Raw genomic sequence first — 21,196 nt, 5'->3', positions numbered from 1 at the left:
GGCTTTCCTACCGACGGTTGGAAGCCGGCCGATAGCCAAGCCTCGACCGCCTTGCTACCGAAGGGGTGGGAGCCGATCGTATCGGCGAACCCTACGGAGCCATGCGGTCAGGCCAGCCGCTGCCTCGGCATCCCCTTCAGGTGCAGGGTGAAGGCCACCCCGCCATCGATATTGCGCGCACTCGCCGAACCCTGGTGCCGCTCGGCCACCAGCCGCACCACGTAGAGTCCCAGTCCCAGGTGCGGCGCATCGCCCGGCGTGGCCTTGTCGCGCAGGCTCACCAGCGAATCGAACAGGCGCCCCTGCATCGCCGCCGGCAACGGCGGGCCTTGGTTGGCCAGCTCGATATCGGCGCCGTCGGGCGTGGGACGCAGGGCGATGCGCAGCCAACCGTCGGCCGGCGTGAACGACACGGCGTTGTCGAAGAGCTTGTCCAGCGCCTGCGCGATGAGTTCGGGCGACACGTGCATGCGGACGGGTTCGTCCGGGAGTTCGGTCTGGATGCGGCGGCCGCCGGCCAGGCCCCGGTAACCCTCGGCGCAACCCCGCACGATCTCGGCCATGTCCACGTCTTCGGCTTCCGCGGCGGCGATGGCGCGCTCCATGCGCGTGGCTTCGCTCATGGCGCGCACCAGCGCACCCAGCCGGGCCACGCCGTCGCGCGCGCGGGCGAGGTAGGGCTCGGCTTCGGCGGGCAACCCCGCGTGATCGAGGTTGTCCAGCGACGACTTCACGATGGCCAACGGCGTGTTGAGTTCGTGCGAGAGCTTGGAAGCCAGCGTGCGCAGGTAGTCGGTGTAGCCGCCCACCACTTCGAACAATCTCGCGAAGCTGCGCGCGAGATCGCCCAGCTCGTCGGTGGCGTCGATGAGCGGGAACGGACCGTCGAGGCGGCCGTCGTTGTCCTGCGCGCGTTCGGCGGCGTTGCGAAGGCGGCGCAGGCGGAAGGTCAGGCGCGTGGCGAACAGCAGCAGCACGCCGCCGGCCACCAGCAGCACCCCGAAGCTCACGATCAGCAGGCCGAACAGCGCACGGTTCGCCAGCAGCGGCACGGCGCGGCTGGGCTGTTCGAGCAGCACCACGCCATGCAGCTTGCCGCGCATGGTGATCGGCATGGCGGCGGCCAGCACCACGCTGCCGCGGGCCTCGCCCGTGCGCCACGACGTGGACGGCTTGCCCTTCAAGGCGCGGCGCACCTCGGGCAGGTCGATGCGCGGCGCGTCTTCGGCCCAGGCACCGGCGTCGTCCAGGCGCCCGGCCACGAGCGAGCGGTAGATCAGCGAGGCCAGCCAGCCCGGCCGGTCGGCCAACGACTGGTCGGGAAGTTGCAGCTTGCCGCTCTGCGCCATCAGCCAGGCGTCGGGCGACAGCACGCGCACGCGCACGCCGTCGGGCGCCAGGCGCGACAACTCCTGCGAGAGCGACGCGGAGAATTCGAGCAGCGGCCGGTTGTCGGCGGACAACGGCTCGCCATCGCCCCCCAGGTGCACGCCCACGCCGAAGTGATCCAGGCGCAGGCCGCGCGGCAGTCGGAACTCGGCGTGGAAGCCGCCGCCGTCTTCCTGCCACTGCGCGTTGATGCGATCGGGCAGCACGCCCGCTTCGGCGTCGAGCGCGATGGCCGTGGTCGGGCCCGGTGCGGCGCTGGCGAGCAGGTAGCGCTGGGCGTCGTCGCCGCTGGCGATGGAGACGATGAGATGGTCGGCGCTGAGCGCGAGGCGGTCGCCCGCGTCGGCGCGGTGGCGCTGGGCCGCGCGCACGTCGATGTAGAAGTACAGCCAGTGGGCATCCTCGGCGAGCATCACGCGGGCGTTGCGGTCGAGCGGCTGTGCCCAGGCGCTGAGCGGAGCCCAGTCGTCGCCGTAACCGTCGACGGTGATGGGTACGTTGCTCTGCTGCACGTACCAGGCGGCGCCGGCGGGGGGCAGCGGGGCATCCACCACCACGAGGCTGCGCGCTAGGGCGCGGGCGGAGGCCACCAGGGCCTGGGCCTGGCCTTCGCGCAGGAGGGTTTCCATCTGGCGCACGTAGAGCCACCCGGCCACGGGAAGGGCCAGGGTGCAAAGGGCGACGAGGAGGAGTTTTTGTCGGAGGGTCATGGCAAGAGCATCGCGGACCGGGTCCGCTCCCACCCTTCGGTAGTGAACGAGCTACCGGAGGGTGGGAGCGGACCCTGTCCGCGATTACGGCGTCCAGCGATAGCCGACGCCATGCACCGTCTCGATCGCATCGAAATCCGGCGCCAGCGCCACGAACTTCTTGCGGATGCGCTTGATGTGCGAGGTGATGGTGGCGTCGTCGACCACCAGTTCGGCCTCGCGCATCAGCTGGTCGCGGTTCTTCACGTGGCCGGGGAAACGCACCAGCGTGTGCACCATCCAGAACTCGGTGACGGTCAGCGGAATCTCCGTGCCGTTCCAGGTCACGCGCATGCGTTCGGATTCCAGGCGCAGCGGCCCGTGCTCGATCACCGTCTCGCTGGAGGCGGGCACCTTCAGCGATTCGATGCGGCGGAACAGCGCCGCGATGCGCGCGGCGAGCTGGTGCAGGCTGGTGTCCTTGGAGAGGTAGTCGTCGGCGCCCAGGCGCAGGCCCGAGATCACGTCGAAATCCGAATCGCGCGCGGTAAGGAAGATGATCGGCAAGGTGGCCGACTTCGCGCGCAGTTCACGGCACAGGTCGAAGCCGCCCTCGGGCTCGTCGCCCAGGCCGATGTCGATGATCACCAACTCCGGCAGGCGCATGGCGAACGCGGTGGAGGCCTCGCCGCGCGAGCCGTAGCCGCGCGTTTCGTAGCCGAAACGGTTGAGGGCCTCGACGTAGTTGGCGCGGATGAGGGGTTCGTCTTCGACGATGGCGATGCTGCGGGCCATGGGCATTCCGTGGGGAGGGATCGGCGAGCGCAGGGTGCTACGCCGGTTGCGTGTTCCGCAAGCCTTCGTTTCCTTCACGGGTCCACTGCCATCGGTTTGCCATGAATGGCCCCCGGATTGCCCCGACCGGGTCGTTTCCCGCGCCGCGTCGGGCGTTCAACTGTCCATCACGGCGGCCATCCCGGCGCCCAAGGAACCCTCGCCATGAAGACCAAGCTCGACGCCGACAACTCCGAACTGGAACGCGACTTCGAACCGCTGCGCGTGATGCTCGCGCTGGGTGCGCTGATCCTGGGCATCGTCTTCGGCATGCACTGATCCCTTCCCCTGGGACGCTCTTGAGTGAGCCCCTTCACTCCCCCGGCCGCGTGGCCGGGGGAGCTTTTTCGCTGTCATGTCAGTCGGCGCGCGGGGCGACCTGGCTGATCGGCACGAGCTGTTCCTCGCCGACGAAGACCCGGCTGTTGTAGCCCTGAAAGTAGCTCGCTTTCTGCGCCTGGAGGAAACGGGCCAGGGAGAAGCCGCTCTGGTGGCCGATGCCGTTGGGGTTGAAGTTGTCGGGCATCGTCAGGCCGTCGATGAAGACCGATCCGCCGAAGTTCATCGCCCAGGCGATCTCGCGGTAGGCGCGGTCGAAGCGGGTCACCGCCCGCTTGGCGGCGACATCATCGGCGTACTTCGCCTTCAACTGCACCCAGTAGGCGTTGGCTTGGCGCATTTCGTCGGGCGTGACCGATTTATAGGCCGAGATGAAGGCCGGCTCGTAGTTCGGGTCGTGCCGTTCGGCCGCGAGCGCCAGCCAGGCCAGGCCGAGCGGGCGGTTCCGGTCGGCGTGGTCGCCATTGAAGTACATGATGCCCAGGGCGTACTGGGCGGGCTTGCTGGCCCAGGCGGCGGCGTCTTTCAGGCTTTCGCGGGCCATGCCTGGGTAGCCGCTCCAGTAATTACGCGCGGCCGAGCAGAAATAGTAATCGCCGGGCAGGAAGCGTTCGAGGCCGCCCGGGCACGGGAGCAACGATTTGGCGACCGCATCCTGCTGATCGGGCAGGGGCTGGGGCCTGTCGCGGGCGACGGCCGCTCCGGCGAAGAAGGTGGATGCGAGGATCAGAGAGAGCGACAGCAGGTTCGATGGTTTCATCGCCGTGTACTCCTTGTTTTGCCCCCCGAGGCGATGCCGAAGATACCACCGTGGCGGTCATGCGGGCGTTATCCGCTTCGTAGGGTTCGCCGATGCGATCGGCTCCCACCCCTTCGGTAGGGAAGGCTTCGGTGACCTTGCCTGATGGATAACTCCGGCGCGGGCAGGTTGAGGAGGCCTTGCTACCGAAGGGGTGGGAGCCGATCGCATCGGCGAACCCGCCTGGCCTCAGCCTTTGTCGATGGCGGCATGCATCCGCCGGATCACGTCGGCGTAATCCGGCGCCGTGAAGATGGCCGAGCCGGCCACGAAGGTATCCGCGCCCGCCGCGGCGATCTGACCGATGTTGTCGGCGTTCACGCCACCGTCCACTTCCAGTCGGATGTCGCGCCCGCTCGCGTCGATCCGCTCGCGCACCTGGCGGATCTTCTCCAGCGCCGAGGGAATGAACTTCTGCCCGCCGAAACCCGGGTTCACCGACATGATGAGCACCATGTCGATGGTGTCGATCACGTGGTCGAGCCAGTTCAGCGGCGTGGCCGGGTTGAACACCAGGCCCGCCTCGCAGCCTTCGCCCTTGATGAGCTGGATCGTGCGATGCACGTGTTCGGACGCCTCGGGATGGAAGCTGATGCTGCGCGCGCCGGCCTTGGCGAAGTCGGGCACGATGCGGTCGACCGGCTTCACCATCAGGTGCACGTCGATGTGCTCGGTGATGCCGTAATCGCGCAGTGCCTTGAGCACCATCGGTCCGATGGTGAGGTTGGGCACGTAGTGGTTGTCCATCACGTCGAAGTGAACCCACTGCGCGCCGGCGTCGAGCACCTTGCGGGTGTCTTCGCCGAGGCGGGCGAAGTCGGCCGAGAGGATGGACGGGGCGATGACGGGGGATTGCTTGGCCATGGTGGGTACCGTGTCTGGGCGCGAAAGATGCTCAGGGTAAACCGTTTCGGTTAAAGCTGACGTCGACGATCCGCTACGCCGGTTCGCCGACACGATCGGCGATGCTTTTACTTGAACCCTCGCTCGGACTTGATGCGTTCGTACGCCGCGTTGATCTCGCTCGCGCGCGCTTCGGCGCGGCGGCGCATGTCTTCGGGGAGATCGCCGAGGCGGTCGGGATGGTGTTCGGAAATGAGCTTGCGATAGGCGCGCTTCACCGCGCGCTCGTCGGCATCGCGCTGGATGCCCAGTACCGCGTAGGGATCGGGCCCCTGGGTGTTCCGCTGCGGCGGCACGTAGCCACCGCCGCCGTGACCCTGCGAGCGACCGCCCGGCCCCGCGTTCCACGCGTAGCCCTTCATCGCCATGAGCGCCATGAGTTCCATGTCGCTCACGCGCAGCGCGAAGGCGAGCTGGCGCAGAATGGCCATCTTCGCCGGCGACGGCGCACCCTCGGCGAGCACGGTGTCGATCACCACGTCGATCACGGGGAAGGCATGGTCGCGGCGATGGCCGACCCACTGGCGCAGCTCGTCGATGACCTCGGCGGCGTTGAACTCCGGCTGCTTGCCTTCGTTGAAGGCGCCGATGGCCTTGCGGCGCTCGTCCTGGTCGAGGCCCATGCGCGCCATCAGCCGCTCGGCGATGGCGATCTCGGCCTCGGAGATGCGGCCGTCGGCCTTGGCGACGGCACCGATCAGCGCGAACAGAGGCGCCACGTAGCCGCCCTGGGCGGGCGTGCGGCGGCGCTGCTGGCGGCTGGCGTCGAACATGAAGCCGAGCACGCCGCCGACGAGCATGCCGATCAGGCTGTAATGGGTGAGCCAGAAGCCGACCATGGCTCCGATGAAGGCACCGGTAAGGTTCATTGAACGCCCTTGGAGGGGGTCTGGGCGGAGAACCATTCGGCGAGCTGGCTGAGCTCCGCATCGGTGAGGGGGCCGACGGCGGCGCGCATCACGGGGATGTCGCGGCGGCCGTCGCGGTATTGGGCGAGCGCGGCTTTGAGGTAATCGAGCTTCTGCCCCGCCAGGTTCGGCGCGCCGGGAATGCGCGCCATGCCGTCTTCGCCATGGCAGGCCGCGCACAGGCCCAGTCGCGCCGGCTTCGCGGGCGGCGCGGCAAGGACGGGGGCGGAGAGGGCCAGGGCGAGAGCCGCGGTCGTGAGGTTGCGCATGGCAAGGCTATGGGGGCGGTAACCGCAGATTCTAGCAGGCTGCCGCAAGCGTGAATCGCGGACAGGGTCCGCTCCCACCCTTCGGTAGAAACCTTGCTGCCAGGGGGTGGGAGCGGACCCTGCCCGCGATTCATGCCGGCCTCGCGGCTACAATAAGCCGATCCCCGCCTCACCCGGAGCCTGCACGTGCCCACCACCCTGAGCCAATCCGACCTGCCCGGCCTGGACCTCATCCATCGCGGCAAGGTCCGCGATGTCTATGCCCTCCCCGGCAACCGCCTGCTCATGGTGGCCACCGATCGCCTCTCGGCCTTCGACGTGGTGCTGCCCGACCCGATCCCGGGCAAGGGCGAGATGCTCACGCAGATTTCCAATTTCTGGTTCGCCAAGACCGCGCACCTCATTCCCAACCACCTCACCGGCGAGGACATCGCCTCGGTGCTGCCGCCCGGCGTCGACCCCAAGCTCTATGAAAAGCGGGCCGTCATCACCAAGCGCCTGAAGCCGGTGCCGGTGGAGGCCATCGCGCGCGGCTACCTCATCGGCTCGGGCTGGAAGGACTACCAGGCCACCGGCGCGGTCTGCGGCATCACGCTGCCGCCGGGCCTTGAGCAGGCGCAGCAGCTTCCCGAGCCCATCTTCACGCCGTCGACCAAGGCCGCCGTAGGCGACCACGACGAGAACGTGAGCTTCGACGCCGTGGTGGCCGCCGTGGGCGAAGACCTCGCCAACGCCGTGCGCAAGGCCACGCTCGACATCTACCGCTTCGCCGCCGCCTACGCCGCCGAGCGCGGCATCATCGTGGCCGATACCAAGCTCGAGTTCGGCACCGACGAGAACGGCGTGCTGCACGTGATGGACGAGATGCTCACCCCGGACTCCTCGCGTTTCTGGCCCGCCGACGACTACCAGGTGGGCATCAGCCCGCCCAGCTACGACAAGCAGTTCGTGCGCGATTACCTGGAACAGATCGGCTGGAACAAACAGCCGCCCGCGCCCCGGGTGCCGGCCGACGTCATCGAAGGCACCGCCGCGAAGTATGCTGAGGCCCTGGACAAGCTCGCAGGCATCCGCCTCGGCTGATACGTCCCGGGGAGGCCACGATGCGAGACGCAGCGACCTGGTTCGGCAACTACAGCCGCGATCACCAGAATCCCACCAACCGCCTGATCCATTGGATCTGCGTGCCGGCGATCACCTGGACGGTGGTCGCCCTGGTCTGGCTGATTCCCGTGCCCTCCTGGCTGGGCAAGCCCGGGCTGTGGGCCGTGCTGGCGATGTTCCTGGCGTTCTGTTTCTACTACTACCGGCTCTCGCGGGCGATCGGCCTGGCGATGGCCGGCGCCTTCGTGGCGCTAGCCTTCGTCACCGACACGCTCTACCGCGGCATCGGCGCCTCCGGCCTGGCCTGGCTGGCCGTGATCGTCTTCGTGGTGGCCTGGGTGGGCCAGTTCATCGGCCACAAGATCGAAGGGCGGCGCCCGTCCTTCCTCACCGACGTGCAATACCTGCTGATCGGCCCCGCGTGGCTCATGAGCAAGGCCATGACCCGCTTCGGCGTGCGCTACGAATGACCCAGCCCCTGCTTACCCTGCTCTCCGCGGGCATCTGGTGGATCATCTACTCCAGCGCGGCGGCCGTGCTGCCCGCGGTCATGATCTGGGCCATCCTGCGCTGGCTCGAACGCACCCCCGTGGTGTTCAACCGGGCGTACTTCGCCAGCCTCCTCTGGGCCTTGTCGCTGGTGGCCTTGGGCGGCCTGGTGATCGCCGCGCAACACGGGCAGGCCATCGGCCAGTCGGTGTTCGCCCTGCCCTGGATGCGGGCCGTGCTCGTCGTCGGAATGCTGTTCGGGGCTTTTCTCGTCTGGCGCCTCGTGCCACGGGTGGACGCCCGCCGGGTGAAACCGACCAGCGCCTGCATGGCGGTGGCCATGGTCATGGTGGTGGTGATGGTGCTCGGAACCACGCTGCATCGATAGGAAACACCTATCGAATCGATGCGAATGATCAGTTGGACTCAGGGGACGGCATCCCCATAATGAGAGTCATTCGTATTGGAGAGTCCCCATGGCCCGCAAGATCAAATATGCCGCGACGCATTTCAGCATCGCCTTTTCCATGAGTTACGCGGTAAACCAGAACGTGGCGGTCAGCACCCTGGTAGGCCTGGCCGAGCCGTTCTGCTTCGCCTTCGGTCGCAACGTGGCGCGCGAGGCCCGCATGGGCCTGTCAGTGGCGCCCGCCGCCTGATCCACCGCCCACGCGCGCGTTGACGTCGGTCACGGCGCGGGTGAATCCCTCGAACGGGACGTCGGTGATGCCGACGAGCCCGATGTGTGCGTTCTCGCCATCGAGAACCCGTCCGGTGACCGGCTGATCGACGTATTGGAACCAGTGCGTTCCGACCACCACGCCCGATGCGGCCGCCGCGTCGACGAAGCGCGCGTAGGCCTTGCCGCGTTCCTCCTCGTTCGCCACCGCCGCCACCCCGTTGCCGAACGGTCCGCGGTCCGCCGAGCCGAAGTGGAATTCCGTCAGCAGCACCGGCTTGTCCCAGCGACGGAATTCGGCCACGTCGAAGCCGTGTTCCGGCAAGTCGGTATAGGTGTTGATGCTGGTGACGTCGGCGACGGTCGCGCTGGCCTCTTCCACTTCCGGCGTGCGCACGGCGAGGCGGCCGCCGAGGAAGAGGTGGTTCGGGTCGGCCTTCTTCAGCGTCCGGGCCACGGTCTGGAAGTAGCGCGTGGCGAAGGTTTTCAGGAAGGCGATGTAGTCCGCGGCGATGGCCGGGTGGGCTTCGTTGGGATCGGGTGCGTGGAAACCCTGGGCCTCGACGCGGTGCCAGTCCGGTGCGTCGACGCCCCAGGCTTTCGCGAATGCGCTCGCGTCGGGATACGTGCGTTTGAGTTGCGCGAGGAAGGCCTGCTTCGCCGGGCTGTCGGGACCTTGCGCCAGCGAACCCGTCGCCAGTGCCCAGCGCCCCTGCGGCCCCTGCCCCGCCCACGCCAGTTCGTTGTCGGCGAAGTAGCCGAGCAGCCAGGGATCGTCGCGCACGCCTTTCGTAGCGGTGGCCACGGCCTGTTCGGTGGCTTTGGCGAACCGCGGGTCGAAGGGGTCGGGCATCCGACCCCAGTAGTCGTAGCCCGTGCTCACGGTGTTGAAGTCGCCGCGGATCAGGATGGGCACGGTGTAGGCCATGCGTTTGTCGCCGGCGAACGCGGGATCGCTCCAGTTGCCGAGCGTGTTGAAGTGCCAGGCCTTCAGACGATCGAGTGTGCGTGAGCGCCATGCGGCGGCGAAATCGTCGCCCAGCGTGCGGGCGACGTTGTTCGCGTAGATGTCCCACCAGCGGCCATGGTTCATGCCGTTGTCGCGTTGCGAACCGTTGTCGCTGCGACTGTCCGCCGTGCCGCCGAAGCGGCCGTTCGAGGCCGAGGGGTCGGCGAACATGAACTCGCGACCCTGCACGTAGGTGCGGCCATCGGTGTGGTTGACCGCGTTGACGCCGAGGGAGAAGAACGCATGGCCCTCGGGGGTGACGAGCCACCAGCGGTCGCCTTGTTTCTGCGTACGGAACCAGCCCGTCGCGCGCATGGCCGGCAGGTCGGTGCGACCGCCGTAACGATCGAGGCCCGGCACGGCGTCGATGTGCGGCGTCGCGTTGGCGCGTTGCTTCAGGTCGTCGTCGTTGGCGATCTTCTCGGGCCACTTGGCACGTGTGTATTGGCCGTAGCGGTCGACGATGTGGGTGTAGGCGGCGCGGAGGTCGGCGTCGCCGGGAACGTCATCGAGTCTGCCGATCAGGATCGTCTGCGCGGCGCCGGGTCGCGGCATGGAGAGCGTGACCGCCGTGACGTTGGCCGCGTCGATGGCACCTTCGACCGTGGTTGCGACAAGGCGTTTCTCCTTGCCGTCGTCGAAGGGCATCGGCGGACCGACCTGCATGCCGAAGGCACGTGGCGAGGTGGCCGTGAGCGGTAGCGACAGGGTTTGTGGCGGGCCGGGCGGGAGGCCCACCGTGGTTTTCAGATGCTTGTCGCCGGAGGCGACATCGACGATGAGGGTGACGGGCCAGGGCATGCCGTTCTGCACGCGCAGGCGGAGGGTGCCATTGGCTGGCCAGGTCCAGGGGGCGCGGGCCGGTGCGAGTGTGAGCGAAGGCGATGGCGCAGGTTGGAACGTGACGGCGACTAAGTCAGTGCCGTCGGCGGCTTTGCGTGCCGTCGGATCCAGCGATGCACCGTTCCCGCCGATGCGCAGGTCGTCACCTGGGTGAACGGGATCGACCGCTACGGCGTGGGCTGCGGGAACGAGGCAAGCGGTGAAGGCGAACGTCATGAAGCGCATCGCTCAACCTTAGCGCATCGCAAGACGGGTTTCGCCGATGCGATCGGCTCCCACCCCTTCGGTAGGCGAGGTGACGCGGGTGGCGGGTGGATTGCGGCTACCGGGTTCGCCGATGCGATCGACTCCCCCCTTGGGGGCAAGATGACCGTAAACGACCTACCGAAGGGGTGGGAGCCGATCGCATCGGCGAAACCCGGCCGCGACACCGCGACGTTTAGCGGTCAGCCTTTCGCCCACTGCCTGCGCCATAGGTAATACACCGGCACGCCGATCGCGATGATCAGCAGGCTCATGCCCGCATCGCCGGGCGCGGCGATGGCCGTGGCGGCGATCACGCACAGCACCGTGGTGGTGAACACCAGCGGCAACCATGGATACCCCGGCACGAGGTAGGGCGACGGCTCGGACGTCAGCTTTCGGCGATACCAGAAGATCGTGGCGATGCCGAAGGCATGCGACAGCCACTCGCCGACGGTGGTGTAGTTGAGCAACGCATCGAAGCTGCCGGAGAGGATCAGCGTAATCGCCCAGGCACCGAGCACGATCAGGGAAATCTGCGGCGCACCGGTCTTCGCGTCGATGCGGGCGATGGGCTTGAAGAACATGCCATCGGCGCTCATCACCTGGAGCACGCGGGCACCACCGGCGATGGCGATGCTGCAATAGCCGAAGGTGGAGCAGGCGATACCCACGGCGATGATGGTGGCACCGGATTCGCCGAACAGCTTGCGCATGAGATCGGCCGCGGGGGCCGTGCTGGCGGCGAGCCCGTCGTGGCCGAGCCCCGCCATGTAGGCGACGTTGACCAGGATGTAACAGATCACCACGCTGCCCATGCCCAGGCCGAGTGCCCGCGGCAACGTGCGTTGGGGCTCGCGCACTTCGCCGGCGAGGTCGTTGAGGTAGTGGAATCCGCCGTAGGCGAATAGCGCGGGCAGCAAGGCGCCGACCAGCGTGCTTACCGGCACGTCGTGTGTCGGGTCGTGGGCGAAGGCCGCGCCGAGGTGACCGCGCGCGAGGTACAGGCCGACGGCGATGAGCAGTGCCACCGCGCTGAGCTTCAGCACGGTGAAGATGTTCTGCACGACGGCACCGGCGCGGATGCCGAAGAGGTTCACCGCCACGATGAAGGCGATGGCCGCGACGGCGAGCGGCTTGACCCATTCATGCGGGAGGCCGACGGCTTTCGTGGCGTAGTCGGCGAAGGTGGTCGCCACCGCGGCGACGCTGCCCGGGTAGTTGATGAGGGCCATCGTCCAACCGAAGAGGAAGGCGGGGAGTTGGCCGAAGGCTTCGCGCAGGTACACGTAGGTGCCGCCGGCCTGGGGACGTCTTGCGCCCAGTTCCGCGTAACACAGCACGCCGGCCAGGGTGAGCAGGCCGCCGAGGGTCCAGAGGATGAGTACCTCGGTACCGGAGCTGGTGCTTTTGGCGACGGAGGCCGGGGTGCGGAAGATACCCGCGCCGATGACTCCGCCGATGACGATCATCGCGGCATCCCAGATGCCGAGGCGACGTAGGTAATGGGCTGGCTGGGGGGCAGGCATCCGCCGACGATGCCATAACCGATGGCGGGGTGCGATAGGGGCGTTGGTCATCGACCGGGACGACCGGGTTTCGCCGATGCGATCGGCCCCTACCCCTTCGGTTGGTGCGTGGTGGAGAGGCTGGGGACTGAGGTGATCGGGTTCGCCGATGCGATCGGCTCCCACCCCTTCGGTTGGTGAGGTGGTGGAGAGGCTGGGGGACTGAGGTGATCGGGTTCGCCGAAGCGACGGCTCCCACCCCTTCGGTTGGTGAGTGGTGGAGGGGCTGGAGGACTGAGGTGATCGGTTTCACCGATGCGACGGCTCCCACCTCTTTGGTAGGCAAGTTGGCGAATGGGTGGCTACCGGAGGGGTGGGAGCCGATCGTATCGGCGAATGGCGCAACAGGATCAGAGCCAGACGGCATTCCAGTAGGGATAGTCGCCAATCGTCGAAACCAGTCCCGCTCGCAAGGGATTCGCCACGAGATAACGAGCAGCCGCCTTTACGTCGACATCCCGGCGCAGCCCAGCGTCATGAAAGCTTTTCTGCCAAACGGGATAGCTTCGCGGACGGACATCGCGCACGGCTCGCGAAGCCAGTGACTTGAAACGGCCGACGATCTTCCAAAGGTCGCCATCGTCCAACTGCACCATCCCGTGCCAGTGATCCGGCATCAGTACCCAGGCAAGGCACCGGGCGCCCTTCCACGTGTTGGCGGCATGGCACACGCGCGAGACGGCACGTGCGCATGCGTGATCGCGAAATAGAGGCGTTCTATTCCACGTGGCCGTGGTGATGAGATAGATATGCCCCGGTTCGGATGTCCGGGCGATTCGGAGGCGGTGGGATTCGGAGAGCTTGCGCATCTCCCTAACCTGCCTCATGCCGATCGTCGAGGAAGCCGGTACAACGGCTTCCTCGACGCAGGGTTTTACTTCTTCTTCGGAATATACAAATCCGTGATCGTCCCCTCGTACACCTCGGCCGCCAGGCCGACGGATTCGCCGAGCGTGGGGTGCGGGTGCACGGTGCGGCCGATGTCGCCCGCTTCGGCACCCATCTCGATGGCGAGGGCCAGTTCGGAGATGAGATCGCCCGCGTGCGGGCCGACGATGCCCGCACCGACGATGCGGTGGGTTTCTTCGTCGAACAGCAGCTTGGTGAAGCCTTCGGTGCGGTCGATGCCGATGGCGCGACCCGACGCCACCCACGGGAACTTGCCCACGCCGATCTTCAGGCCCTTTTCTTTCGCCTCGCGCTCGGTCACGCCGACCCAGGCGATTTCCGGATCGGTGTAGGCCACCGACGGGATCACGCGCGCGTCGAAGAAGCTCTTCATGCCGGCAGCGGCTTCGGCCGCCACCTTGGCCTCGTGCGTGGCCTTGTGCGCCAGCATCGGCTGGCCCACCAGGTCGCCGATGGCGAAGATGTGCTTCACGTTGGTGCGCATCTGGCGGTCGACGGGGATGAAACCGCGCTCGGTGACTTCCACGCCGGCCTTGTCCGCACCGACCTTGCCGCCGTTGGGCGAACGGCCCACCGACACGAGTACGCGATCGAACACCGTGGTGTCGGGGATGCTCTCGCCCTCGAACGTCACCTCGATGCCCTTCTTCGTGGCCTTGGCCTCGACCACCTTGGTCTTGAGGTGGATGCCCTTGTAACGCTTGGCGATGCGCGACTGCAGCGGCTTGATGAGGTCGGCGTCGGCGCCGGGGATGAGCTGGTCGGCCAGCTCGACCACGGTGACTTCCGAACCCAATCCCGCGTACACCGTGGCCATTTCCAGGCCGATGATGCCGCCGCCCACGACGAGCAGCTTCTTGGGCACGTCGCGCAGCTCGAGCGCGCCGGTGGAATCGATGATGCGCTCGTCGTCCCACGGGAACGACGGCAGCTTCACCGACTGCGAGCCGGCGGCGATGATGGCGTGTTCGAAGCGGATGAGCTTCACGCCATCGGCCGTGGTGACTTCCATCTCGTTGGGCGAGATGAAGCTGCCCACGCCGGTGACGGTGCGCACCTTGCGCGCCTTGGCCATCTGGGCGAGGCCACCGGTGAGCTTGCCGACCACGCCTTCCTTGAAGGAGCGCAGCTTGTCGAGGTCGATCTTCGGCTTGCCGAAGGTGATGCCGTGCGCCCCCATGGATTCGGCTTCGTCGATGACGGCCGCCGCGTGCAGCAGGGCCTTGGACGGAATGCAGCCCACGTTGAGGCAGACGCCGCCGAGCGTTTCGTAACGCTCGACCAGCACCGTGTCGAGGCCGACGTCGGCGCCGCGGAAGGCGGCCGTGTAACCGCCCGGGCCCGAGCCCAGCACCACGAGCTGGCACTCGATGTCGGCCTTGCGGCCGGACGCGCCGGCGGCTTGGGGCGCGGCGGCGCGAGGCGCGTCCTGCTTCGGCGGCGGCGGCGCGGGCGACGGCGTGGCCGGAGGCGGGGCCTCCTGCACGGTGGCCTGGCCGACCGACTTCGCCGGCTGTTCGCCCGCCGCGTCGATCACCGCGATGACGGTGCCTTCGTTGACTTCGTCGCCGACCTTGACCTTGATCTCGACGACCGTGCCGCCCTGCGAGGCGGGCACATCCATCGTGGCCTTGTCGGATTCGAGGGTGATGAGGCTCTGGTCTTTCTCGACCGTATCACCCGCCTTGACCAAGATCTCGATGACCGGCACGTCGTGCGAGCCGCCGAGGTCGGGAACCTTCAATTCGATGTTCGCCATGGTTCGCCTCCCGTCAGAGCAACAGGCGACGGATGTCGCCGAGCTGCTGGGCCAGGTACACGGCGAAGCGCGCGGCGAGCGCGCCGTCGATGACGCGGTGGTCGTACGACAGCGACAGCGGCAGCATCAGGCGCGGCGCGAATTCCTTGCCGTTCCACACGGGCTTCATCTGCGCCTTGGAGACACCGAGGATCGCCACTTCCGGCGCGTTGACGATCGGCGTGAACGCCGTGCCGCCGATGCCGCCGAGCGAGGAGATGGAGAAGCAGCCGCCCGACATGTCGGCGGCGGTGAGCTTCTTGTCGCGCGCTTTCTTGGAGATCTCGCCCAGTTCGGCGGCGAGCTCGAGCAGGCCCTTCTTGTCGGCGTCGCGGATCACCGGCACGACGAGGCCGTCGGGCGTGTCCACGGCGATGCCGATGTTGAAGTACTTCTTGAGCGTGAGGGTTTCACCCGCCGCGTCGAGCGAGGCGTTGAAGGTGGGAAATTTCTTCAGCGCCGCGACCACCGCCTTGATCTGGAACACCAGCGGGGTGACCTTCAGGTCCTTGTTCTCTTCGCCGAGCTTCTTGCGGAAGGCCTCGAGCTCGGTGATATCGGCGTCTTCGAACTGCGTGACGTGCGGAATCATCGCCCAGTTGCGGGCGAGGTTCGCCGCGGAGATCTTCGGGATGCGACCGAGCGGCTTTTCCTCGATCTCGCCGAACTTGGAGAAGTCGACCTTGGGCCACGGCAGCAGGTTGAGGCCGCCACCGGCGGCCACGGTGCCGCCGGCGGACGGCGCCACGCCGGAGGTCATCACGTTCTTCACGTAGCCGGTGATGTCTTCGCGCTGGATGCGACCGCCACGGCCGCTGCCCTTGACCTGGGCCACGTCGACGCCGAGCTCGCGCGCGAAGGCGCGCACGGCGGGGCTGGCGTAGGGGGCGTTGCCGGGCATGACCGCCGAGGCGTCGAACGACACCGGCGGCGTGCGCGGCGCGCCGCCGGCCGGGGCATCGGCCTTGGCCGGAACGGCGACCGGCGCCGGGGCCGGGGCCTCGGCCACACCGGGCTTGTCGGTGCGGGCGGCGGGCTGCGCGTCGGCGGCCGCTTCGGCGCCACCGGCGCCTTCGAGGATGGCGATGAGGTCGCCGTCGTTCACTTCGTCGCCGACCTTGACCTTGAGCTCCTTGATGACGCCCGCGGCCGGGGCCGGGATGTCCATCGTGGCCTTGTCCGATTCCAGGGTCATGAGGCTCTGGTCTTTCTCGACGGTATCGCCGACCTTGACCATGATCTCGATGATCGGCACCGGCTTGCCGCCGATGTCGGGCACGTTGACGTCGACCGGACCGGAGGCCTTCGAAGCGGAAGGGGCCTTGGCGGCAGCCGGCGCCGGCGCGGGCGCGGGAGCCGGCGCGGCGGCGGCCGGGGCTTCCTGCTTGGGCGCTTCGGCCTTGGCGGCCGCCGGGGCGTCGCCCTCGGCCTCGACCAGCGCGATGACCGCGCCTTCGTCGACTTCGTCGCCGACCTTGACCTTCAGCTCCTTGATGACGCCGGCGAAGGGGGCCGGGACTTCCATCGTGGCCTTGTCGGACTCGAGCGTCACCAGGCTCTGGTCTTTCTCGACGCGATCGCCGACCTTGACCATGATTTCGATGACGGGAACCGCTTTGCCTCCGATATCGGGCACGCGGGCTTCTTTGACGTCGGCCATGGAACCTCCTCGAACAGTCGTCGGCGGGCGGACGAACCCACCGGCGGGGGAATGACGGGCGCCGTGCTGCGGCGCAACCGGTCGATTGTAATCCCTCGGAGGCTGATTTTCGGCGTTCGAACGGGTGTTCGGGGTGATTTCTGTTGTGCGGGGCGGTGATGGACGGGTTTCAGCGGCTCCCATCGCGGACAGGGTCCGCTCCCACCCTTCGGTAGGAAAGCTTCCCTTCGAAGGGCGGGAGGTTCGGGGTGGGCCTGGGTAGTTCCCATCACCCTTCGACAGTTAGCTCGCTACCGGAGGGTGGGAGCGGACCCTGTCCGCGATCCTTACGGAGCGCCCTGCCCGCTGGTCACCAGCCGGATCTCGCTCTGCGGGAACGGGATGGTGATGCCCTCTTCCGCGAAGCGCTCCTTGATCCGGCGCAGCAGGTTGGTCTGCGCGCCGTACATGTCGGCTACGGTGGCCCAGCCGCGGATCACGAGGTTGACGGCGGAATCGCCCAGGGTGTCGGTCCACACGCCCGGGGCCGGGTCCTTGAGGATGCGCGGGTCGGCCGCGAACAGGTCCTGGATGACCTGCATGGCCTTGCCGATATCGTCGCCGTAACCGATGCCCACCTTGAACTCGAAGCGGCGCGTGCCGCGACGGTTGAAGTTGATGATGGCGTCGCCGCCGACCTTGGCGTTGGGTACCACCGCTTCGCGGTTGTCCGGCGTGGTGAGGTAGGTGTGCATGAGGTTGATGCTTTCCACCGTGCCTTCGACACCGCCGACGAGCACGTAATCGCCGATGCGATACGGACGGAACAGGATCAGCAGCACGCCCCAGGCGAGGTTGGACAGCGAACTGTTCAGCGCCAGGCCGATGGCCAGTCCGGCCGCACCGAGCGCGGCGATGAGCGAGGCCGTGGGAATGCCGGCCATGCCCATCACCTGCACGATCACGAAGGCGATGAGCAAGCCGTAGATGGCGTTGCGCAGGAAGCCGGACAGCGTGGCGTCGACATGCGCGCGGTCGAGGGCGCGACGGCCGATGTTGGCCACGCGAGCGGCGATCCAGAAGCCGATCAGCAGCGCGACGAGCGCGATGCCGATGCGCACCAGGTAGGTGAAGATGATCACGCGCGTGGCGTGGTCGATGCCGAGATGGTCGAGGAAATCGGTCATGGGGCCTGCCTTGTCCTTGCCGGGGAATCGGCGGGAAGGTAGCAGGCGGGTCGTGAAAAGAGCGAGGGTGGATGACCGAAAGATCCTGCCGTGGGAGCGGACCCTGTCCGCGAATCCTCGGGGCGTGTGCATGCGAATGAGGCTATGCGGTGACCTGGCGGGCTGTTACCGCTCGCCCGATCATCGCATAGCCTCTTTCGTATCGACGGAAGAAGGAGGGTTCGCGGACAGGGTCCGCTCCCACCCCTTCGGTAGTTACGTTACGGCGTGTTGTTGGCGGGCTTGGCGGCCTGGGCCGTTTGCGGGCCGTCGATCTTGCGGCCGCCGTAGGGAAGCACTTCGGCGGCGACCTTCGGATCGGCCTTGATGAGGGCCACTTCGTCGCTGACGATGTGCGCGGCTTCGTCGAGCGGGGTGTCCTTGGCCTTCTTGGCCTCGGCCTCCTGCTTGAGATCGCTCTTGATGCTGCGCTCGTTGGCGTTCAGGCCGTCGTCGGCGGTGTCCACGCCATCGTCGCCCGCATCGCCGAAGATGGCCTTGCGACGGTTGCGGAAGTCGGCCTGCGTGGCGTCGAACTGCTTGCGCTCGGCCTGGCGGGTGGCGAGGTTGAGCGAGATGTCGGTCTTCTCGCGCATCTTCTTGTACTGCGCCAGCTCGTCGAGCATCAGCTTCCATGCCGGCGAATTGGCCACGCGCGCCTCGTGCTTCTGGTTGAGCGGCGCGAAGATCGCCTTGAGATCGGCCACCGGCTTGTAGTCGGCCGGATCGATGTGGCGCCACGGCAACGCGTTGTCGTAGGTGGATTCGCCGAAGTCCTTCGCATCGCCGTTTTCGGGGAAGCGCACGTCGGGCGTGACGCCGTGCAGCTGCGTGCTGTCGCCGTTGATGCGGATGAATTCGGCGATGGTCATCTTCAGCTCGCCGTATTTCGCGTCTTCGCCCGTGGTGGCCTTGCCGAACTTGTCGAGGTCGACGAGGTTCTGCACGGTGCCCTTGCCGAAGGTGGGCTCGCCGATGATGATGCCGCGGCCGTAATCCTGGATGGCGGCGGCGAAGATTTCCGATGCCGACGCGGAGCCGCGATTGACCATCACGGCCATCGGGCCGTCCCACGCCATGCCCGGCTCGTCGTCGCCCTGCGCCTCGACCTGGCCGCGCGCGTCGCGCACCTGCACCACCGGGCCGGTGTCGATGAACAGGCCGGTGAGCTCGGTGGCTTCGTTGAGCGAACCGCCGCCGTTGTTGCGCAGGTCCATGATGACGCCGTCGACCTTTTGCGCCTTGAGCTCGGTGAGGAGCTTCTTGACGTCGCGCGTGGCGCTCTTGAAGTTGGCGTCGCCGTTACGGCGGGCGCCGAAGTCCTGGTAGAACGTGGGCAGGTCGATCACGCCGATCTTGCGGGTGACGTCACCGTCCTTCACGTCGATGACCTTCGACTTGGCGGCCTGCTCTTCCATGGTGACCTTCTTGCGCACGAGGGTCACGATGTCGTGCTTGCCGTCCACGCCGGCCTCGGCCGGAAGCAGTTCGAGGCGAACGGTGGTGTCCTTCTTGCCGCGGATGAGCTTGATGACGTCGTCCTGGCGCCAGCCGACCACGTCGACCATGGTGCCGGTCTCGCCCTGCCCCACGGCGACGATGCGATCGCCCGGCTTGATCTTGCCCGACTTGCTCGCCGGACCGCCCGGCACGAGTTCGCGCACCGTGGTGTAGTCGTCGCGCGCCTGCAGCACCGCGCCGATGCCCTCGAGCGACAGGCGCATGGCGATGTCGAACTGGTCGGCGGCGCGCGGGCCGAGGTAGTCGGTGTGCGGATCGGTGGAGTTGGAATACGCCGTCATGAACGCCTGGGTGGCGTCCTCGTCGTCGAGCTGGCGGATGCGGGTGATGTAATTGGCGTAGCGCTTGTCGAGCGTCTTGCGGATGTCGTCGTCGGTCTTGCCGGCGAGCTTGAGGCGCAGCCAGTCGTTCATCGTGCGCTTGCGCCAGATGTCGTCCAGCTCGGCCTGGTTCTTCGGCGGCGAGGCCTTCTTGCGGTCGAAGTTGTAGGTTTCGTTGCCGCTGAAGTCGAAGCCCTTCTTGAGCAGGCCGCGCGCGAAGTTCATGCGGTCGACCGACCGCGTGATGTAGAAGTTGAACATCGAGAACGGACCGGTGAGGTCCTGGTTCCAGATGGCGTCGTCGAACTGCGTCTTCAGCGGCTCGAACTTGGCCAGGTCTTCTTGCGTGAAGAGCACCTTCTCGCCGTCGAGCGAGTCGAGGTAGGCCTTGTAGATCTTGGCCGACATGGCGTCGTCGAGCGGCTGCGCCTGGTAGTGGAAGCGCGTGAGGAAGCGCGCCGACAGCTGCGAGGCCTGGGCCTCGGCCGCGGTGGGCTTCAGCGGCAGGGTGGACTCCTTGCGCTGCGGCTCGGGCGACGTGGCCGCTTCGGAAGCGTCTTTCGGCTGGGGGGTGGAGTCCTTCGCCGGCGCGGTCGCGCCCGGCTGCGGTGTGGCGTTCTGGGCGTGCACTCCGGGGATGGCGAGGGCCAGCAGGAGTGCGAGCGACACGGGGCGAAGGATCATGAAGTGAAAGCCTCGGGGTGCGTCTTGCGGGTTATTCGACGACGCCGGCGGCGTGCGCCATCAGGTCGGCATGGTAGGAGGATCGCACCAACGGGCCGGACGCGACATGGGAGAACCCCATGGCCTCGCCTTCGACACGCAGCGCCTCGAATTCGTCCGGCGTCCAGTAGCGGACCACCGGGTGATGGTGCGCCGTCGGCTGCAGGTACTGGCCGATGGTGATCATGTCGACGTCATGGGCGCGTAGATCGCGCATGGTCTCGATGACCTGGTCGTGCGTTTCACCGAGGCCGAGCATGATGCCGGACTTGGTGGGCACCTCGGGGTGCTGCGCCTTGAACCGCTTGAGCAGGTCGAGCGACCACTGGTAGTCGGCGCCCGGACGCACTTCGCGGTAGAGGTGCGGCACGGTTTCGAGGTTGTGGTTGAAGACGTCCGGCGGGAAATCCTTGAGCACCTCGAGCGCCCGCTCCATGCGGCCCTTGCCGCGGAAGTCGGGCGTGAGGATCTCGATGCGGATGTCCGGGCTGGCGTGGCGCACCGCGCGGATGCAGGAGGCGAAGTGCTCGGCGCCGCCGTCGCGCAGGTCGTCGCGGTCGACCGAGGTGATCACCACGTATTTCAGGCGCATGTCGCGGATGGTCTCGGCCAGGCGCGCCGGCTCGAGCGGATCGGGCGGCAGCGGGCGGCCATGGGCCACGTCGCAGAACGAGCAGCGGCGGGTGCAGACCTCGCCGAGGATCATGAAGGTGGCGGTGCCCTTGGAGAAGCACTCGTGGATGTTCGGGCACGAGGCCTCTTCGCACACCGTGACCAGCGAGTTCTCGCGCAGGCGCGCCTTGAGCTGCTGCACGGCGTTGCCCTGCGGCAGGCGGACGCGGATCCAGCCGGGCTTGCGCAGCGCGGGCTGCGCGGTGTCGAAGCTCGCGCGATTGAGCCCGATCTTGTCGTTGCCCAGCATCTTCTCGCCGGGCTTGTCGACGACGGCGATGGGGATGCTGCGGGTGGGGGAAGTGGCTGTCTGGCTCATGGTG

At 67.4% G+C, this 21,196-nt stretch carries 18 protein-coding genes; 4 read left to right on the top strand and 14 right to left on the bottom strand.

Going from position 1 to position 21,196, the window contains the following annotated elements:
• Positions 1 to 107: 107 nt before the first annotated feature.
• The 6 genes from L2Y94_RS03150 to L2Y94_RS03125 form a co-directional block, all read right to left on the bottom strand.
• Entirely contained in the window at positions 108 to 2,099 is a 1,992-nt protein-coding gene (locus tag L2Y94_RS03150) for an ATP-binding protein (RefSeq protein ID WP_247373065.1), read from the bottom strand.
• Positions 2,100 to 2,183: 84 nt separating this feature from the next.
• Entirely contained in the window at positions 2,184 to 2,873 is a 690-nt protein-coding gene (pdsR, locus tag L2Y94_RS03145; RefSeq protein WP_144915181.1) for a proteobacterial dedicated sortase system response regulator, read from the bottom strand.
• Between the two features lie 397 nt (positions 2,874 to 3,270).
• The gene (locus tag L2Y94_RS03140; protein WP_247373063.1) at positions 3,271 to 4,011 is read right to left on the bottom strand and encodes a hypothetical protein; all 741 of its coding nucleotides are present in this window, start codon (positions 4,009 to 4,011) and stop codon (positions 3,271 to 3,273) included.
• Positions 4,012 to 4,239: 228 nt separating this feature from the next.
• Positions 4,240 to 4,914 carry a ribulose-phosphate 3-epimerase gene (gene rpe, locus L2Y94_RS03135; protein WP_247373061.1) on the bottom strand — a complete coding sequence of 225 codons (675 nt, stop codon included), beginning with the start codon at positions 4,912 to 4,914 and terminating at the stop codon, positions 4,240 to 4,242.
• Positions 4,915 to 5,021: 107 nt separating this feature from the next.
• On the bottom strand, positions 5,022 to 5,822 hold the full coding sequence (gene djlA / locus L2Y94_RS03130; protein ID WP_247373060.1) for a co-chaperone DjlA: 801 nt from the start codon (positions 5,820 to 5,822) through the stop codon (positions 5,022 to 5,024).
• Positions 5,819 to 6,130, bottom strand: coding sequence for a c-type cytochrome (locus L2Y94_RS03125; RefSeq protein WP_144915191.1), 312 nt, complete (start codon positions 6,128 to 6,130; stop codon positions 5,819 to 5,821). Before L2Y94_RS03125 ends, djlA begins: the two co-directional genes overlap by 4 nt.
• Positions 6,131 to 6,316: 186 nt before the next feature.
• Between L2Y94_RS03125 and L2Y94_RS03120 the strand changes: the two genes are divergently transcribed.
• From L2Y94_RS03120 to L2Y94_RS03105, 4 genes are all read left to right on the top strand, one after another.
• Positions 6,317 to 7,213 carry a phosphoribosylaminoimidazolesuccinocarboxamide synthase gene (locus L2Y94_RS03120; RefSeq protein ID WP_247373059.1) on the top strand — a complete coding sequence of 299 codons (897 nt, stop codon included), beginning with the start codon at positions 6,317 to 6,319 and terminating at the stop codon, positions 7,211 to 7,213.
• A complete protein-coding gene (locus L2Y94_RS03115) occupies positions 7,213 to 7,704 on the top strand; it encodes an Mpo1 family 2-hydroxy fatty acid dioxygenase (RefSeq protein ID WP_425602455.1) in 492 nt (163 codons plus the stop codon). The genes L2Y94_RS03120 and L2Y94_RS03115 overlap by 1 nt, the downstream gene beginning before the upstream one ends.
• A complete protein-coding gene (locus L2Y94_RS03110) occupies positions 7,701 to 8,111 on the top strand; it encodes a hypothetical protein (protein WP_247373057.1) in 411 nt (136 codons plus the stop codon). Before L2Y94_RS03115 ends, L2Y94_RS03110 begins: the two co-directional genes overlap by 4 nt.
• Before the next feature lie 88 nt (positions 8,112 to 8,199).
• Positions 8,200 to 8,382, top strand: coding sequence for a DUF2061 domain-containing protein (locus L2Y94_RS03105; RefSeq protein WP_247373056.1), 183 nt, complete (start codon positions 8,200 to 8,202; stop codon positions 8,380 to 8,382).
• Here L2Y94_RS03105 and L2Y94_RS03100 read toward each other — a convergent pair.
• From L2Y94_RS03100 to lipA, 8 genes are all read right to left on the bottom strand, one after another.
• The gene (locus L2Y94_RS03100) at positions 8,362 to 10,212 is read right to left on the bottom strand and encodes a beta-agarase (protein WP_247373055.1); all 1,851 of its coding nucleotides are present in this window, start codon (positions 10,210 to 10,212) and stop codon (positions 8,362 to 8,364) included. The genes L2Y94_RS03105 and L2Y94_RS03100 overlap by 21 nt on opposite strands.
• 488 nt (positions 10,213 to 10,700) lie before the next feature.
• Positions 10,701 to 11,969 (bottom strand): APC family permease, encoded by a 1,269-nt coding sequence (locus L2Y94_RS03095; protein ID WP_247373054.1) that lies wholly within the window; start codon positions 11,967 to 11,969, stop codon positions 10,701 to 10,703.
• 446 nt (positions 11,970 to 12,415) lie between these two features.
• Positions 12,416 to 12,874, bottom strand: a complete 459-nt coding sequence (locus tag L2Y94_RS03090; protein WP_247373053.1) for an REP-associated tyrosine transposase — start codon at positions 12,872 to 12,874, stop codon at positions 12,416 to 12,418.
• Between the two features lie 65 nt (positions 12,875 to 12,939).
• A complete protein-coding gene (gene lpdA, locus L2Y94_RS03085; protein ID WP_247373052.1) occupies positions 12,940 to 14,733 on the bottom strand; it encodes a dihydrolipoyl dehydrogenase in 1,794 nt (597 codons plus the stop codon).
• A 13-nt stretch (positions 14,734 to 14,746) separates the two neighbouring features.
• Complete coding sequence (aceF, locus tag L2Y94_RS03080; protein WP_247373051.1) at positions 14,747 to 16,432, bottom strand: dihydrolipoyllysine-residue acetyltransferase; 1,686 nt, start codon at positions 16,430 to 16,432, stop codon at positions 14,747 to 14,749.
• A 326-nt stretch (positions 16,433 to 16,758) separates the two neighbouring features.
• Positions 16,759 to 17,598: a mechanosensitive ion channel family protein gene (locus L2Y94_RS03075; RefSeq protein WP_247373050.1), complete on the bottom strand. Its 840-nt coding sequence runs from the start codon at positions 17,596 to 17,598 to the stop codon at positions 16,759 to 16,761.
• 260 nt (positions 17,599 to 17,858) lie between these two features.
• Entirely contained in the window at positions 17,859 to 20,162 is a 2,304-nt protein-coding gene (locus tag L2Y94_RS03070) for a carboxy terminal-processing peptidase (RefSeq protein WP_247373048.1), read from the bottom strand.
• 31 nt (positions 20,163 to 20,193) lie between these two features.
• Complete coding sequence (gene lipA, locus L2Y94_RS03065) at positions 20,194 to 21,192, bottom strand: lipoyl synthase (RefSeq protein ID WP_247373046.1); 999 nt, start codon at positions 21,190 to 21,192, stop codon at positions 20,194 to 20,196.
• Between the last annotated feature and the right edge of the window lie 4 nt (positions 21,193 to 21,196).

It is taken from the genome of Luteibacter aegosomatis (assembly GCF_023078455.1).
GTDB lineage: Bacteria > Pseudomonadota > Gammaproteobacteria > Xanthomonadales > Rhodanobacteraceae > Luteibacter > Luteibacter aegosomatis.
Note: the sequence above shows the minus strand (reverse complement) of the source record. Positions and strands in the feature narration are given on the sequence as shown.